The 16940-nt window shown below is 38.1% G+C and carries 15 protein-coding genes and 1 riboswitch; of the genes, 2 read left to right on the plus strand and 13 right to left on the minus strand.

The genetic code is table 11. The features are described 5' to 3' along the window. Nucleotides 1–115 precede the first annotated feature (115 nt). A riboswitch (PreQ1 riboswitch) is annotated at nucleotides 116–162 on the plus strand. A gap of 124 nt (nucleotides 163–286) precedes the next feature. Together queF and J2Y03_RS12425 are read left to right on the plus strand one after the other, a co-directional pair. Beyond that, nucleotides 287–787, plus strand: a complete 501-nt coding sequence (queF, locus tag J2Y03_RS12420) for a preQ(1) synthase (RefSeq protein WP_310194520.1) — start codon at nucleotides 287–289, stop codon at nucleotides 785–787. A gap of 134 nt (nucleotides 788–921) precedes the next feature. Next, nucleotides 922–1455, plus strand: a complete 534-nt coding sequence (locus tag J2Y03_RS12425; RefSeq protein ID WP_310194522.1) for a J domain-containing protein — start codon at nucleotides 922–924, stop codon at nucleotides 1453–1455. 103 nt (nucleotides 1456–1558) lie between these two features. On the opposite strand, the gene J2Y03_RS12430 is transcribed toward J2Y03_RS12425, so the two are convergent. The 13 genes from J2Y03_RS12430 to J2Y03_RS12490 all read right to left on the minus strand — a co-directional run bounded on the left by J2Y03_RS12430 (nucleotide 1559) and on the right by J2Y03_RS12490 (nucleotide 16905). Next, nucleotides 1559–2860, minus strand: coding sequence for an MFS transporter (locus tag J2Y03_RS12430; RefSeq protein ID WP_310194525.1), 1302 nt, complete (start codon nucleotides 2858–2860; stop codon nucleotides 1559–1561). Nucleotides 2861–2957: 97 nt separating this feature from the next. Continuing rightward, entirely contained in the window at nucleotides 2958–3749 is a 792-nt protein-coding gene (locus tag J2Y03_RS12435) for a 2-keto-4-pentenoate hydratase (RefSeq protein WP_310194528.1), read from the minus strand. A gap of 95 nt (nucleotides 3750–3844) precedes the next feature. Then, nucleotides 3845–4735, minus strand: coding sequence for an alpha/beta fold hydrolase (locus J2Y03_RS12440; protein ID WP_310194531.1), 891 nt, complete (start codon nucleotides 4733–4735; stop codon nucleotides 3845–3847). Between the two features lie 24 nt (nucleotides 4736–4759). Continuing rightward, complete coding sequence (locus J2Y03_RS12445) at nucleotides 4760–5743, minus strand: DODA-type extradiol aromatic ring-opening family dioxygenase (RefSeq protein WP_310194533.1); 984 nt, start codon at nucleotides 5741–5743, stop codon at nucleotides 4760–4762. Nucleotides 5744–5767: 24 nt separating this feature from the next. Continuing rightward, entirely contained in the window at nucleotides 5768–6580 is an 813-nt protein-coding gene (locus tag J2Y03_RS12450) for an FAD synthetase family protein (RefSeq protein ID WP_310194535.1), read from the minus strand. Nucleotides 6581–6601: 21 nt separating this feature from the next. Next, a complete protein-coding gene (locus tag J2Y03_RS12455) occupies nucleotides 6602–7081 on the minus strand; it encodes a flavin reductase family protein (RefSeq protein WP_310194537.1) in 480 nt (159 codons plus the stop codon). A gap of 70 nt (nucleotides 7082–7151) precedes the next feature. Further along, nucleotides 7152–8336 carry an acyl-CoA dehydrogenase family protein gene (locus J2Y03_RS12460; RefSeq protein WP_310194539.1) on the minus strand — a complete coding sequence of 395 codons (1185 nt, stop codon included), beginning with the start codon at nucleotides 8334–8336 and terminating at the stop codon, nucleotides 7152–7154. A gap of 259 nt (nucleotides 8337–8595) precedes the next feature. Continuing rightward, the gene (locus J2Y03_RS12465) at nucleotides 8596–10458 is read right to left on the minus strand and encodes a XylR N-terminal domain-containing protein (protein WP_310194542.1); all 1863 of its coding nucleotides are present in this window, start codon (nucleotides 10456–10458) and stop codon (nucleotides 8596–8598) included. 192 nt (nucleotides 10459–10650) lie between these two features. Beyond that, nucleotides 10651–11598, minus strand: a complete 948-nt coding sequence (locus tag J2Y03_RS12470) for a VOC family protein (protein WP_310194544.1) — start codon at nucleotides 11596–11598, stop codon at nucleotides 10651–10653. A gap of 83 nt (nucleotides 11599–11681) precedes the next feature. Continuing rightward, entirely contained in the window at nucleotides 11682–12863 is a 1182-nt protein-coding gene (locus J2Y03_RS12475; RefSeq protein WP_310194546.1) for an acyl-CoA dehydrogenase family protein, read from the minus strand. A gap of 102 nt (nucleotides 12864–12965) precedes the next feature. Beyond that, nucleotides 12966–13814, minus strand: coding sequence for an alpha/beta fold hydrolase (locus tag J2Y03_RS12480; protein WP_310194548.1), 849 nt, complete (start codon nucleotides 13812–13814; stop codon nucleotides 12966–12968). Nucleotides 13815–14132: 318 nt separating this feature from the next. Continuing rightward, on the minus strand, nucleotides 14133–16016 hold the full coding sequence (locus J2Y03_RS12485) for a XylR N-terminal domain-containing protein (RefSeq protein WP_310194550.1): 1884 nt from the start codon (nucleotides 16014–16016) through the stop codon (nucleotides 14133–14135). A gap of 463 nt (nucleotides 16017–16479) precedes the next feature. Then, nucleotides 16480–16905, minus strand: coding sequence for an OsmC family protein (locus J2Y03_RS12490; protein ID WP_310194553.1), 426 nt, complete (start codon nucleotides 16903–16905; stop codon nucleotides 16480–16482). Nucleotides 16906–16940: the final 35 nt, after the last annotated feature.

Here is a 16940-nt window from a genome sequence, read left to right on the forward strand (position 1 = left end):
TAATTTGAAAGTTTATTTAACCTTGTAAAATTCTAAATATTTTATGTCCATTATTTTTTAATTGACGATTTGCCATGGGTCCGTTAATATATGGAGAAGATAATACCCGAAATTACCGGGAGAGGTTCATAGCGGATACCCTCTATAAAAAACTATGGATACATGACTTTATGCCATGTCCATACCGGACATGGCTTTTTGTATGCTATCCTAGCTTTTCGTAGAATGACTGTTCAGTGCTCTCCTTGGAAAAGTATTGGGAACCCTTTTACTGGAGGTTTAAATCATGTCAGGACGCAGCCACGAAGAAGGCTTAAAAGATTTAACACTATTAGGAAATCAAAATACAAAATACTCATTTGAATATGCACCTGAAGTTTTAGAGGCAGTTGATAATCTACACCCAGATCGCGATTATTTCGTGAAATTTAATTGTCCGGAATTTACTAGTTTATGCCCGCTTACCCATCAGCCGGATTTTGCAACGATGTACATTTCATATATCCCGAATCAAAAGATTGTAGAGAGTAAATCTCTGAAGCTTTATTTATTCAGCTTCCGCAATCACGGCGATTTCCACGAGGATTGTGTCAATATTATCATGAACGATTTAATTAAATTACTTGATCCCCGCTATATTGAGGTTTGGGGGAAATTCACTCCGCGCGGCGGTATTTCCATTGATCCGTGGTGTAACTATGGCAAGCCTGGTACCAAATATGAAGAAATGGCTCATTTCCGGTTGATGAACCATGACCTCTATCCTGAAAAAGTCGATAATCGCTAATCACTCCCCCTTGGCTGAGGTGCCAAGGGTTTTTTTGTAATGAAAATTATATATACTTGTAAAAGTTTGAAGGTTTTTCATATGTTACATTGAATGAGTAGTTTAGTAGACGAATGAAAGAATGAGATGATCATATGTTAAATGTTAAAGAGGTAACAGAGCAGCTAAGAGCAGCGAGAATTACAGATAGTGAACAGGTTGTTATCCGTTGGATCCTCGATGGAAAAATTAAGGCTAAAAGGACCAAGCACCTAAATCTTGAATACTCGATCCATCCTGTCGATTTAGCTTCTTTTATTTTAGAAAAGACGATTGAGGACAAAACAAAGAAATTCGGCGTAGACTTTCACCAATGGGAAAAAACGTTTCAGGAGAATCAAACTTTTAAAGAGGAAATTGAACAATTAAAAACGTCAATTCGGATTGAACAAGCAAAGAATCGATCACTTAAAAAAATGCTTAAAGCGGAGTATGCTTTATCGGACTCACCTCCCCTTACTTTGGCCTCACTAGTAGGTCTTGATTCAGATGAGGATCCAGAAATCATAAAAAAAGAATATAAAAAATTATTAAAAGCCCTTCATCCCGACCGAGGTGGAGATGAACGACTTTTTAAAGTGTTTTATGATCATTACTCAAAGATGAATGGAGACTCAAAAGGTCATTGAATAACGACACTTTTGAGTTATTTTTTTATATTTGATCTATTTTGAGGATTTTTCACACTATTAATAGGGCTATGCCTTTTATTCTTGGTCTATATTTAATTTACTATATAGCTTTGGTATTGGAAGGATTTGATTCCGCTGAATTTTCTAACTTTTTAGGACGTACTACCATCCATACTAATCCACCAAACACGAGTAAAACTAATCCGCATACTTGGAAGGCCAAATGGAATCCTGTTACTGGACTCGCTGAATTTTCAATAAGTAAACCCGTCACATAAGGGCCAACAATACCTCCTAATGAAGTTATTGCCATAAACCATCCTTGGACTTTACCTTGGTGTTTAGGTGAAACTAAATCTACTAAAATCGCTGGTCCCATAACAAGTGTAATACACCCGAACGTTAAACCAAGTGATAACAATGCAATTGCCAAGATATTATTACTAACCATAGTACCAATAAAATAGCTGGCTGCTCCCGCTAATAGAACTGGTCCTAGTATAAAGATTCGTCCCTTTACCATGCTTTTGGTTTTGTGATAAATGCGGTCAGAAATACTTGAAAAAGTAATCTGCGAAAGGGTAATCATGATCCATGGCAGTGCTACCACCAAACTTAATGTATCCTTACTTAGATTGCGAACATTTTCCAAATAATTTGGCAGCCAGTTTAAACCGATCGTAAACGACCAATACGTGGCAAACCCACAAAGAGCAACTAAAATGAAATTTTTCGAAAATAGGACAGAGGTGAATTTTGTTTCAGTTTGACCGACAGATAAGTGCGATCCGCCTTTTGCTGCTGAAGGTTCGACTTCTGTAACCGTTTTCTCTTTTGCGATGAAAATCCACGCAATGATCCAAACAAAGCCGACCACTCCCGTTGCGATAAAAGCGGAACGCCAACCATAATTCAAAATCATATTCATCAAGATGGGTGCCGAAATCGCTACACCAAGTGGACCGCCAATCGAAACCAATGTTAAGCCAATCCCTAGTTTTTCTTTTGGGAGATACTTAGAGGCAGCTGTCATGGCTAAAGAATAGGATGGACCTTCCCCAGCACCTAAAATAATTCTTGTTGCTATTAAATAGGCAAAACTACTAACAAAGATGGTGGAGAACTGCACAATAGACCAAATTGCAACCATACCGATTATGACCTTTTTCGCTCCAATCTTATCTGCAAGACTGCCGCCTAAAACAGCAGAAATGGAATACAGTAAGAAGAAAACACTACCAACAACACCCCATTGCTCGGCATTTAATCCTAATTCCTCGATAATGGAAACCGAAGCAAATCCGATAATAGCTTTATCGGCATTACTAATGACGGTTAATAGGAATAACAAGAAAATAATCACCCATGCTTTTTTGGAAACTGCATTTTTCTTTTGCTCCATATAGGACCTCCTTAAATTTTCCCTTTTTTCAAAAAACAATTTTGTACATTTAAGACTTAGCTAAGACCTCCCCCATCAAAAGAAGGTTCTTTGTGTATTAATTAAAAGTAACTTCAACTTTTCCAATATGTGAGAATTCAGCAGTAAAGCGATCCCCTTTTTCGGCTGCCACTGCAGCTGATAGTGCACCAGAGAGAATCACTTCTCCCGCTTTTAACACTACATTGTACTCTGATAATTTATTGGCCAGCCATGCAACACATTTAGCAGGGTGATCTAATACATCTGAACCATACCCCGTGTTAATTCGTTCGCCATTCTTAAACAAGTTCATTTTAATAGAAGGTAAGTCGATATCAGTTAAAGAGAATCGTTCCTCCCCAATGACAAATAATCCGCTCGAAGCATTATCGGCAACTGTATCTGCTAAGGTAATCTTCCAGTCTGTAATCCGGCTGTCGACAATTTCTAAGGCTGGGGCAATGTAATCTGTCGCATCGAGAACATCCTCAACTGTAACAGATGGCCCACACAATTCCTTCCGAAGAACAAAGGCAATCTCACCTTCTACCTTCGGCTGGAAAAGACAATCTAAGCTAATCATTCCATTATTTCGGACTTCCATTGAATCCAATAGATGTCCGTAATCTGGTTGATCCACTCCCAACAGTTTCTGCATTGCAACGGATGTTAACCCAATCTTTTTCCCAACAATTCGCTGACCTTCTTGAACTTTCTGTTCAATTGCCCTTAGTTGAACCTGGTACGCATCATCAACGGACAAATCAGGGTACACTTCAGTAAGCGGAGAAATTGATTCCTTAGTTGCTTCTGCCTGCTGCAAAAGCTTATATAGATGTTGAACGCGATGAATGACTTGGTTACTCATATGGAAAACCTCTTTCTATTAAAAATAAAGCACTATTCATCGATTCAGGATTTACAAACTATGAATCTCTAAATAGTGCTTTCAAATGTGAGCTATTATTTTGTTACGAGCGCTTCGTCTTCTTGTTTAGCTGTTTTATTCCCATTTTTCAATAAGAAATCGATTAAAACAGTATTAAATTCTTCTGGTTTTTCCCATTGTGGCCAGTGACCTGCATCTTTAATGACCACTAATTCACTATTAGGAATCATGTCTTGAATCGGTTTTGCTTCCTCAACGGTTGAAGTAGGATCATGGTCCGTCCATGCCAACAATGTGGGAACATTAATTTTGCCGCACCAGGATGGATCCCAGCTGTACAGCTTTCTTATTTCGATATCCTGCAGACAGACGATATGATGAACCGCTTCTTGATAGGAAGGCTGTGTATAAATGTTATAACGGGCTTCAATTAACTCATCGGTTACTTGGCTCTTATCATACATTAACCACTCTAACCGCGTTTTTACATTTTCATAATTCGCTTCTAGAACGGCTTTTAACGTAGAATCCTTCAGCTTTTTCATGACCTCAGGCTTGTTATTAACGTTTCCTGGTGTGTTCAGCACCATAGCTTTCACATATTCTGGATGCTCTGCAGCAAACCACGCTGCCACCCAGCCGCCTAAAGACTCACCAGACAGATACACTTTAGATAAATTTAATGCCTGAATTACTCCTAATAAATGTTCACTATAATAATCAATTCCGTAATGTCGATCTGGTTTTTCTGTATAGCCGTGACCAACCATATCGATATTAATTACGCGAAAGTGCTCACTTAATCCTTTCATATTTTTCGCATATGCCTCTATATGGCCCCCAGTGCCATGGAGCAAAATCAATGGTTCTCCAGTACCAGCTTCCAGCACCCTGGTTTTAATTCCATTTGCGTCTATATAATAAAGTTTAAATTCGATATCAGCTAAGTCTGTCCAAATTGTCATCTCAATCTCTCCCTTTTAATAAAATTAAATACTTACTTCCGCTTTTGAAACATTTTTACCATTCATTTGATTGACCGGCTGATTAAACTGAACAATGGCCATACCTGTCACCCATTCTGGAATCGGCTCGTAGCAAGCTACACTTGGTTCAAAGCCTTGCAGGGCACCGAGCAGCACAAGCCAGTTGTGGATCTCCTGCCCTCCGTTTCCTAAGTTTTCCTCGATAAATTCTGAACTCCAGCTTCTTAATGCAGCATAATCTTTTTCAGAAACCAATCGTAAAAATTCCCGGTCCACTTGTTCATTCACTGGTCCTGATTTAATTCGGGTTACGCGTGTTTCCCTGTTGTGCAAATACTCATCAAGCTGCTCAATTTCCTGGCGGCCATTTCTTAACACTTGAATCAATGATTGATCCTCTGGCTTTTCACTTTCAATCTTTGGTATTGGCACCCAGTGTGATAAACCGCCTGAAGCCACAATTGCCACCTTAAGATCGTTATCCCATGACTCAATCGCCTTTCGGACTACTTCACCAATTTGGAAACAGCGATCCATCGTGGGAAGCGGCGGTGCCGAAGTATTAACCGCAATTGGCACAACCGGAATTTGAAGATCAGGATTTAAAAAGTAAATTCCTTGTGTATGTCCGTGGTCGACTTTCATTTTTAATGTAAAAGCAAAATCCACATTGTTTTCTAAGCTTGTGTTAAGGATGTGTTTTGCTAAATCCTGCTGGACCGGGATTTTGTATTTTGGCAGCTGCCAGTCTCCCCAGCCTTCACACTCACCTATGCCAATCGTAAACGCTGGCATATGATCGTAGAAGTAACTATTAAAGTGATCATCCGAAACTAGTACTATCACATCTGCTCCAGAATCTTCGATAAATTTCTTCATTTCAGCCGCTGTCTGGAGGAATCGTTGTCCTTTCTCTCCGCCTCCAGCTTCATTCGTCATGATCATCGGGCTATGTGACATCGCGACACCTGCGATAATTTCAGCCATTTTTACCACTTCCTTTAAGAATTATTAAGAGATTAGTAGTTTCATAGGTGCATTTTGAATCTGCTTTTGCCATACAATCAAAAGTTTTCCCTTTAAAAATGGAGGAATATCTGCTGTACATTGAACTCTCTCTTGGATGACAGTTACTTCCGTTTGAACGGAACCGCTCTTATTATTAAGTGTTACACCATATTTGCCGGCGCCAGGGAGAGTATAGGAGGGGCACAGTATAAATACCTCTCCATCCCACTCGCACTCAGTTTCATAAAAGCGTCCAAGCAAATCAGGCAGCTCTGCCACCTTGCCGTTCAACAGCCGTTCCCGAATACAAGTAGAACTGATTTTCTCGCCCCACAGCTCAACTTTTTCAACCATTGTTACATCAATTCGGCCACCAGAGTCCTGATTCAAACGATCGAGATTTCCAGCCCCACGGCTGCCATAGGAAAAGTCAAATCCAGCAACTGCATGAACAACACCGAGTCCATCCAAGTATTGAGAAACAAACTGTTCAGGCGAAAGGGCTGCAAACTCTTTGTCAAATTCAACAATATAAAACGTATCGACACCCATTTTCCGAAGCTTTGCCTCTTTTTCAGCAAGCGGCATTAATGTGTGAACGTGAACTTTGCCATTTGAGATGACCGTTTTTGGATGAGGGAAGAAACTCATCACCGCTAAATCTGTTTGTTTCTCTTTTGCTTTCTGATAGGCTGTATGGATGACGGTACAATGACCATGATGGAGACCGTCGAAACATCCAAGTGCCATTACATTTGGCTTCGCTCTTTTCTGCCATTCTGCCAAATTACTACGGTTAATATGAATGGTTTCCATAACAGTCTCCTCCCAAGTCATTTAGACTGTTACTGTTCTTTCTTCCGTTAGTGAACGATACTTTCCGTTATAAAAAAGCAGAGGTTCAGCGTCTTCGAGGTGAATATCGGTAACTTTTCCAATAAATAAGGTATGATCCCCTTCGACATGCTCAGCTGATACTTCACAGGCAATTTGTGCGACTGCACCCGCTAAAACTGGTTTTCCATCCAATCGGTCAAATGCAACTTCTTTATGTTCCTTCAATTGTCCCGCGAAAATCATCGAAAGCTCCTGCTGATCAGCAGCTAAAATATTTACAGTGAAAATCTTGCTTTCCTTTATTTTGTTCAAAATTTTTGCTTTTTCCCCGATTGAAATTACTACTAGTTTTGGATCAAGTGAAACTGACATGAACGCATTGGCAGTCATTCCATGGACGTCTCCCTCTACCTCTGTTGCTATTACCGTCACACCAGTTGCGAATTTACCCATTGCAGTTCGAAATTTGCGGTCATCCATTTGTTAATCCTCCTGTTATGAAAATTGATATTTTTTCCTATCCAACTCTTTCATCCTCATTGAAATAAAGTTAGCCCCTGACGCCACCATCAAAACCAAACAATTCTTTTCCATATGCGGCAACTGCATCTTCATATAAAGAAGTTTTGTGTGTAGCAACGGCAATAATATCCCGTAAGAATAATTCCATTGCACCGCCTTTATAAAGAGCCCCGCCACCCAGTGTTAATAGCGACCTTACAGCGATATCTGTACAAATCTTGATTGCTTTGGTCCGAATCGAAAAGAATTCAGAAGGCGGTGTCACACAGCCGTCTTTTTCATAGTTTTCTAGGAGATCAATGTATTTGTCGAGTAAAGCTTCTGCAATGTGGAAATCAGTGGTCATTTCCGCTAATACACGCTGACTTCTTGGCGACTCGCTTTCTCTAACACCATCCATCAAACGCACACGCTTTTCGGTTTGTACTTTAAATTCCTTAAGAATCCGCTCTGCCCCGCCAAGTGCCATGTAACCGAAACCAAGATAGAAAGAAGGAAAGAATGGGACATGGTAAAACGGATAATCTGTGTCGTACTCTTCTACAGGCGGTCTTCTTGTAAGTTCTGCCTGTTCTAGTCGTAAAATCCGTTCCATTGGGACATATACATCTTCGGCAATAATCTGGTTACTTCCTGACCCTCTTAGCCCAAATGTATCCCAATTGTTTACCACTTCTACTTCTGAAACTTTTAACATTGGTAAGCAATATACTGGTTTTGGACTGTCAGGGAATTGAATCATGACCCCTACACCGACCCACTCACTATAGTTGACACCACTGACAAAGCTCCACTTACCGCTAATACGATAACCATCCCCATCCCGTTCAGCTTTACCTAATGCAGCAAAGATATCGCAGATTAATCCTCCCTGATTGACAATTTCGTCGGCTCCCTTTTCTGGAAGAAAGGCTGGAAGCATATTGTGAAGTGGATATAGATAGGTCAGCCATGCAGCTGAAATATTGTAATTTGCTACTTTACGAACCACCTTCGCAAACGTTTTCAAATCTGCCTGAGGTCCGCCATATTTCTTAGGAAGCATCATTCGTGAAATTTGCGTTTCTTTAATGAGATCCACCACATTTTGTGAAATGGTCGCATTTTTTTCTGCTTCCTGGGCTTCTTCCTCGGCTAATTTTCCGATTCTTTCCGCTCCAGCTAACAACTGATCCACCGATACATTTTCTTCTTTTACTACAAGAGTTGCCATTGTTTACACTCCTTCTGATAGAATACATATTTTTTGAGAAAATTAATGTTATGGACAAATGTCCCTTGGTCAGTACTTTGACATCGCTTACAATAATACTTATTAGGTTATTACTATTAACACCTTATAAATAAAGTTTAAAGAATTCACAATTTTCTTACTAGAGCAAAAACTGTTCATGTTTTTTTCATTTATAGTCAAAGTTTGTTCATATCCAAAAAATAAGGAAGACCATCCAGATTAAACTGAATGGTCTTCCTTATTCAATCGTTATTTCACCAATTGCAATTAATGATTTGATAATCAGTAATAATTGATGAGCTTCGTTTGGATCGCGTAGATCTTTATCCAGCAGGCCTTCGATTCTGCTAACCCTATGGCGAAGCCCGCTCATAGAAAGTGAAAGATCACTCATGGTTTGTTCCAATTTTCCACCATTTAGCAAGAAACTATATAATGTTTTTACCAATTCAATAGTCCTTGGATCCTTCAAGTTATACAATGGTCCCAACTCTTGTTCTGCAATCATTTTAATCCCATTTATATTTTTGGAATTGATCAAGACCCCAACAATCCCTAATGAAGTAAACGGTACGATTTTTTTACTCCCTGCTAATCGGAGAGCAATACACGCTTCCTCATAACATTTTGGAGCTTGATGAATATCAGCACCTAATTGACTAATTCCAAACTTAAAATTGCCATTAGGGAATATTTTTAACATAAAATCTTGATATTCCCTGATTACTTTTTGGATGGAAGTATGCATTAGCGTCTGATTCGTGATCAATAAAACCACATGGCCATCGCGGTGACCAACCAATAAATTATATTTTCTGTCATTAAAATAGCGGAAAGTGGTTTCAAATATTTGCTCTTGTAAAAGAAACTCATCCTCAATAGTAGTCTGTGTGTTCTTATATTCCATTACCGTTATATAGTAGTTTTGCTCTAGGTCTAATCCTGTATATTTTCCCCGATTAACAATTTCACTGACTGGCAATCGTGTCTCTAGTATTTGATCTAGAAAATTACCCTTCATTCTTTCAAACGATTCAAACTTCGTCTTTTCATTTAATAGAATCAAAGAGGCTGCATTGGCTAACCGGTCTAAAAACAAATAATCCTCCTCATGTTGCTTCCTATCTTCATACACAAAGCTACAATATCCAATTACCTCCTTCTGTAAGAAAATTGGAGTGATTAGGCGATCGTGATTGACCGTTTTAATTATTTTCTTACTTAAAGGTAAAAGCTGTTTATGATTGATTCGGTTTTCTTCCAGATAAACTTCCATATCTGCTTTTAATTCCATAAAGTTTTCTTCCGAGAAACCTGAATATGTTATGGTTCGAAGGGTTGAATCCTCAATGATAATTGGTATGTTAACCATGTTAAATACAATATCAACAATAGTTTGTAGATCACTTCCATTGATAATCTCTTCCGTTAATTTATTTTGAAAATTGGCTAACCGGGTTACGACATTTTTTTGTTCGAGCAATTGGTCATAGGTATACTCCAATTCCATTACAATCGGTGCTTCATTATAAAACTTCAGAACCTCATTTCCATCGAGCTCGTTTTCCCAGTCTTTTTTCGGCTTAATTACCCACCCGCAGCCTGCATCCCCTTTTCCAACGCAAGTGACTTCTTTTGCTAAAAGCGTCTCTCCAAAAATCGTCGACATAAACCCGCTTGCGTAACCAATCAGTGTATGACAAACGGAATGATTGGAATGTCCAAAGCGTTTTATATGCTCTTCAGCCTCATAAGAACCAAACCAGGTACCATGTGAAAAAAAGGATTTAATCCTGCCATGACCATCCAGTTCAAAATTACATCCATGCTTAATCCCGCTAATATGACCATTCTCAATATGGAGAATCGGTCCATGTTTAATAAGATACTCTAAAGATGTTTCTGTTTGCAGCGCTTCTTTAGCAGTTTTAACGCCCATTTCCCAGCCATAATGAAACAGAAAACCTTTTATTCTCTTAATTCCTATATTTTTAGCAAGCTGCTGTCTCAGAATCCCGAAAACGGATGCTGATGTTACAAGTTTACGGTCCCCTTTTACGACATCCTGACTATAACTCTCTTCATAAATGCTGACGCACATGCAATCACATCCCGTTATCGTACTCTTCACAATTATTTTTGATATTCTAAATGTAAGCCTTTTTATTAAATATTAATTGAATCCTTTGGATATTTCAAAGTATTAATATTTACAGCTGTGGTCTTCAATTAAAAAAAGAAGATTATAACGAAGGTTCGTTATAATCCAATCAATAGGTTACATATTATACTTTTATGCTTCAGTCGTTTCTTCATTACCGATTACAGCATTTTCTCCCCAGTAAGTAAGCCCTAATTCCATATCTTCTGGCGTCCACTCGATTGGCTGCCAGTCTGGTTCAAAAATCAGATAACCATTTGTAAACAGCTCAACTCGATGTCCACTTCCAGGATCTTGTACATATATATACATCGCTTGAGAAATACCATGCTTACCTGGTCCTGTAAATTTAATGCCTTCTTCACTTATAATGTCAGCTGCTCTTAACAAATCCTGTGCATTATCAAGCCAATATGCTAAATGGTGAAGACGATTTGGTCCTGCGTTTGCTGTATCTCCCATAACTGCAATGTCGTGAACTAAAGGAGTAACACTCATCCAGCCTGATACGACTGGTCCATCTGGTAATTTAATATATTCACGTAATTTAAAGCCTAAATTATCAGACAGCCAAGTATGAATACCACCTGGATCCATGTTAGTTGCTAGATTAACGTGATCAATGCGACGAGGTGAAACACCTTTTCTCCATGATTTATATGTCTGGTTTTTTAATTTAGATTTTAATTCCTCAGGTGCTGTCGGTTTTTCCACATCATAATAGATTTCAAATGGATGCTTACTTGGCAATTTGAAACGAATGGCTCTACCTTGCCCAGCTTCGTGACCTGCTTCAATCCATTCAACCTCTGTCCCTGCCTTTTCAAGTAAACTAGCAAATCCTTCAACATCTTCAGGACGTTTTGTACGCCAGGCAATATGATCTACACGTGCACGATCCCCAGCAGTTAACGATAATGTATGGTGTTCAAAATCACCCCAAGCTCGCAAGTAATGTGTCCCATCTTTTTCCTCTGTTTCTTCTAATCCAATTACATCTCGGAAAAACCAAAGAGATTTTTCTAGATTAGGTGTTACTAAAGCGATATGTCCTAGCTTTGCAATTTCAGGTAATATCATAGATATTTCCTCCTAAATTCTATTTTTTATTTTTCAAATTATAAAGCTTACACTACACCGAGATTTTTCAACTTTTCATCTAATTAACCGTTCCGTGTTGTTGCATAGCCAAAGAGATTTTTACCATAATCTGCTACGGCATCTTCATATAATGAGGTAATGTGAGTGGCAACAGATAAAATATCTCTCGTCATCAACTCCACAATGTCACCTTTAGAAAGTGCTGCTCCTCCTAGCGTTAAAAGGATTCTATTGGCGATTTCTGTACAATGTTTGATGGCTGTTGCCCTGATGGCAAAGAATTCCTCAGGAGGTGTTGGATTTTCATTATCATAGTTTTCTAATAAATCAATATAATGATCCACCAATAACTCAGCTTGTTTATACTTCATCGTTAATTCTGAAAGCACCCTTTGGCTTCGTGGAGATTCTTTTTCAGGTATTCCGTCAAGACGAATCCTTTTTTCCGTACGCTCTTTAAATTCTTTTAACAAACGTTCCGCTCCGCCAAGTGCGATGTTTTGGAACCCAATATAGAATGTAGAGAAAAATGGTTTATGGTAGAATGGATAATCCTTATCATAGTGATCAAAAGGCGGGCGTTTCATTTCTGTTGCTACTCTCTCTAAACGCAGGATCCGCTCGATTGGTACATACACATTATCAGCAATTACTGAGTTGCTTCCGGAACCTCTTAAACCAAAAGTATCCCAGTTATTTAAAATTTCCACTTCCGATGTTTTCATGATTGGCATACAGAACTCCGGACCTCTGCTATCCGGTAATTCCATGATGAGCCCAAGACCGATCCATTCACTGTACAAAACACCACTGGCAAAATGCCATTTTCCCGATATGTGATATCCATCGCCATCTTTCTCTGCTTTTCCAACAGGCGCAAAGACATCAACGATTAATCCTTCCGACATCGCTATTTCGTCCATACCTTTTTCCGCCAAATAAGATGGCAGCGAGTTATGCAATGGGTAGAGATACGTCAACCAACCTGCTGAAACATTATGATACGAAACCTTCCGAATTATTTGAGCAAATGTTTTTAGATCAATTTGAGGGCCACCATATTTCTTTGGGAGTAACATTCGTGAGATTTGAGTTTCTTTGATCAACTTGACAACGTTTTCAGAAATAGTCGAATTTTGCTCTGCAGCTAACGCTTCCTGTTCTGCAAGCTTACCAATTCTTTCAGCCCCTGCTAATAACTCCTCAACTGTTATATTCTCTGCTTTTAACAATTCGTTTGACATGTTAAATCCCCCTTATTAGGCAATACTGCAAATTTTCAGAATATAAATTCTTAGTATATGACAGGCTTAAGGACAACCTGAAATATACGAATTTTTACTAGTTCAATCTAATTTCCCTTCAAAAAACTGAGTTAATAAATTTAAGAATATTTCACGTTTTTCAATTTGAATCCAATGTCCGCATCCCTTAATCAGATGTAGCTGAGCATTTGGCAGATGCTGCAGCAATGATAAGCTGCTTTCTTTTACAACAAATCGATCTTCCACGCCATGTAGTAGTAGAAATGGCTGTTCCATTTGTTTTAAAGCATTTGGAGGAATAACACTTTCGCCAGGCATGGTAGGGAATGCATTATGGGTAAAAGACTTTCTAATCTCAGGTCGCATCACGTTTTCAAATCGCTCGTTTATTACAGTTTCTAGTTCTCTGCCCAAACTCTTTTGATCATAAACAAACCAAGTGGTTAAATTCTTAAGTGCAGAGTAAGTAGGGTTTTTATAAAACCCAACCATTCTCGCTATCTCTGGAGTTGGAGCCGCTTCTCCCCCACCACTGCCCATTAGAAGTACTTTTTCAAATCGTTCCGGTGCCGTCATCACCAAGTTCAATGATATGATACCGCCCATTGAATTTCCGACAAGCTTTGCTTTTTCGATATGCAAATAATCCATTAATTCTAAGACCTGCTCAACTCGGCAGTTTGTCCACTCCCAAAAACTCTTTGGCGGCGTCTCAGGGTGATCAGAGTTCCCGAATCCGAAATAGTCAGGCGCAATCACGTGATAGCGATCCGTTAATTCGGGAAGAATATTTCGCCAATTCGTCTCAGAATTAGCCCCTGGACCTGAACCATGAAGGAAAATAATCGTTTCTGAATTTGATTCCCCACCTTCACAGAAAAATGTATTGTACTTTCCAGTGTTAATTTTTTTAGTCTCAACTGTACCCATTGATTAAAGCCCCTTTCTCTTGTGTTGATCTTGATCATTTCATTATTAATAACTTTTCAATGATAGGTTTACACTATCTTATCCCGCTGTGACCTTAATGCTTTTACTGAATTCGCTTTCAACTTTTCGGAACACAAATTATGATTGACTCAAACTCTAACTTAATAATAGAAAATTAAAAACAATCGGAACATAATAAAAATTTGTTAAAATACTGAGCTTATTAGTAAATTTTTTATGGTGTTTTTATATAAGTTAAATGCTTTATAAAAAAATGGAGCCACGGAATTGAATCCGTGGCTCCATTTAGTCATTACTCTATAAACTTATTTCTCCCAATGCAATCAAAGATTCTATTAGAAGTAATAATTGATACGCATCAGTGGGATTACGAAGATCTTTATCAAGCATATTTTCGATTTTTTTGATTCTATACAGCAGACCGCTCATTGAAATAGATAGATCACTGAGTGTTTGCTCAAGCTTTCCCCCATTTAGCAAAAATAAGTATAGAGTTTTCATTAATTCTACTATTTTAGGATCTTCTTTATTAAGTAAAGGTCCTAATTCCTGATTGGCTAACAGTTTAATGCCATTCATATTATTGGAGTTAATCAAGATACCGACAATTCCGAGAGATTTAAATAACACCACTTTTTTTGTAGAATTAAGCCTTAATGCAACAAAAGCCTCCTCATATTGCTGCTTCAAATTCTCTATTTCATTTCCTTCATTACTAATTCCCAGTTTAAACTTAAATACTGGGTAATTTTTTTTTAATTCCTGGTAAAGTCCCTGCATAATGGACTTAATTTTTATCTTTTCTGTATCCTCTTTATTTATAAAAAGAATAATATTTCCTTCATAGAGACCTATTAAAATATTTTTTGCTTCCCTCTTAAAGTATTGAGAAATTGTTTCCAATATTTTTTCTTGAAAATGAAATTCATCCTCCATGGCAAGGGACTTATTTTTATATTCAAGTATGGTCAAATAGTATGGTAAACCTAAGTTTAGACCTGTATATCTTCCTTTTGCGATAATTTCTTTTCTAGACGGTATTGTCCCATTTAAAACCTGCTCCAGGAAAACTCCCTTCATCCTTGAAAAAGATTCAAATCGAGTTTTCTCATTTAATAAAATTAAAGAAGCGGCATTCGCAATACGGGCTAATAGCATATAATCATCTTCCAAATTCATCGCTTTTTTTATGTCGGTATAAAGAAAAGAACAATATCCAAAGACCTTTTTTTCTATAAGAATTGTTACAATTAAACGCGCATGATCATCCATTTGGATTGTTTTTCTTTGAAATGGCAGTTGATACTTCTCTTTACGAGTATTAGGAAAGATTGCCCTATTTTCTTTCAGGTAATGATTCATATCATTTTGAATATTATTAAATTCATCCTGAGATATTCCTGAATACGCTATACATCGAAGGTCTATGTCTTCAATCAGAATCGGAATACGAATTAAGTTATACACGATATCGATAATTGTTTGTAAATTGCTCCCATTCGCAATCTCTTCTGTTAGGACTTTTTGAAACTCCATCAATTTCGTCGCAGTATTTTTCTGTTCAAGCAATTGTTCATACGTATACTGCAGCTCTTTAACTATTGGCCTTTCATTATAAAAGACTAGTTCATCCTTCAATTCATCATCCCATTCATTTTGAGTCTTCAAGACCCAACGGCACTCTGAATCTCCCTTGCCGACACAAGAAACCTCTTTTGCCAAAGCGTGCTGTCCACTAATCGTTGTCATAAAACCACTTGCATAGCCAATTAGGGTATGACAAACAGGATGTTCAGATATCCCGAATCTTTGCAGATGATCCAAAGCCTCATATGAATCCTTCCAAGTACCTGTTCCGGTTAAGGAGACCATCTGATTATGTTCATCTAGTTCAAGACGACCCTCGTACTCTGTGCCAGTAATGTGTCCATTCATGCAATGATAGACAGGTCCTTGTTTAAATAATTCTTCTATCGATAACTCTTCCTTCAAGGCTTGTTTTGCATCATTCACTCCCATTTCCCAGCCAAAACGAATGAGGAAACCTTTTAATCGTTCTTTTCCAATATTAGAAACCAGCATTTTTCTAAAAATCCCAAATGCTGATGCTGGAGTTAAAATTTGCCGGTTCTGAATATCTAATTCAAGATTGTCATGTTTTCCTGAGGTATGGATGATCATAAATATCCCCCAATTCTTATTCATATGCAAATGCAAACAACACCAGATTGATACACAATTATTTTATCCCTAATAGCTCGATATCAATATACCCACTTTCTATTATACTAGAATCAAAAACAGCGTGGGATTTTCCCTCGCTGTTTTACTATGTTTTTATATATTCTGCTCGCTGTGTTTTATAGAAACTTCATTATGCAGTGTTGTTAAAGCGTTATTTTGTAATTTTAATAGTTTTATTGGAGCAGTTTCCTTAATCCCAATTATCAGGAATTCTAGCGGACCATTTCTGAACCTATATAAAGAAGGTACCTGGTTTTGAATTTGATGAAATGGTTTTTATACAAGAAACCATTAAAAGCCCTTCATCCCGACCGGGGCGGAGATGAACGACTTATTAAGGTGTTTTATGATCATTACACAAAATTAAAGGATCCAGCAAAAATGCTGAATCCTTTTTTTCTTATAGCGTTTGGTTTCCCTTCGTTCCATTAATCGAATAACTTGCTACGATGTTAGCACTTAATGAATGGGACACGGAACAGTATTTGTCTTTTGATAATTGGATAGCACGGACGACTTTTTCTTCCGGCAGATCCCCTTCAACTGAATAGTGAACGTGAAAATCAGTAAATTTCTTGGGTTCTGTGTCGGCACGAGTTCCCTCAATTCCCATCGAAAAACCTGTTAACTCTAAACGCATTTTCTTCAAAATCATTACAATATCGATCCCTGTGCAGCCAGCAAGAGAGTACAAGAGCAGCTCTGTTGGTCTCGCTCCACTATTTTGTCCGCCAATCTCTGGGGCAGCGTCCATTCTTAATTCATGTCCAGAAGGTGTAGTCCCAGAAAAAGCCATATCCCCTTGCCATGTGATTGTTGATTTCATTCCTACCATTCCCTTCACTATGTATTCATTTATTT

Origin of the sequence: Neobacillus niacini (assembly GCF_031457145.1) — a bacterium.
GTDB classification, from domain to species: domain Bacteria; phylum Bacillota; class Bacilli; order Bacillales; family Cytobacillaceae; genus Neobacillus; species Neobacillus niacini_J.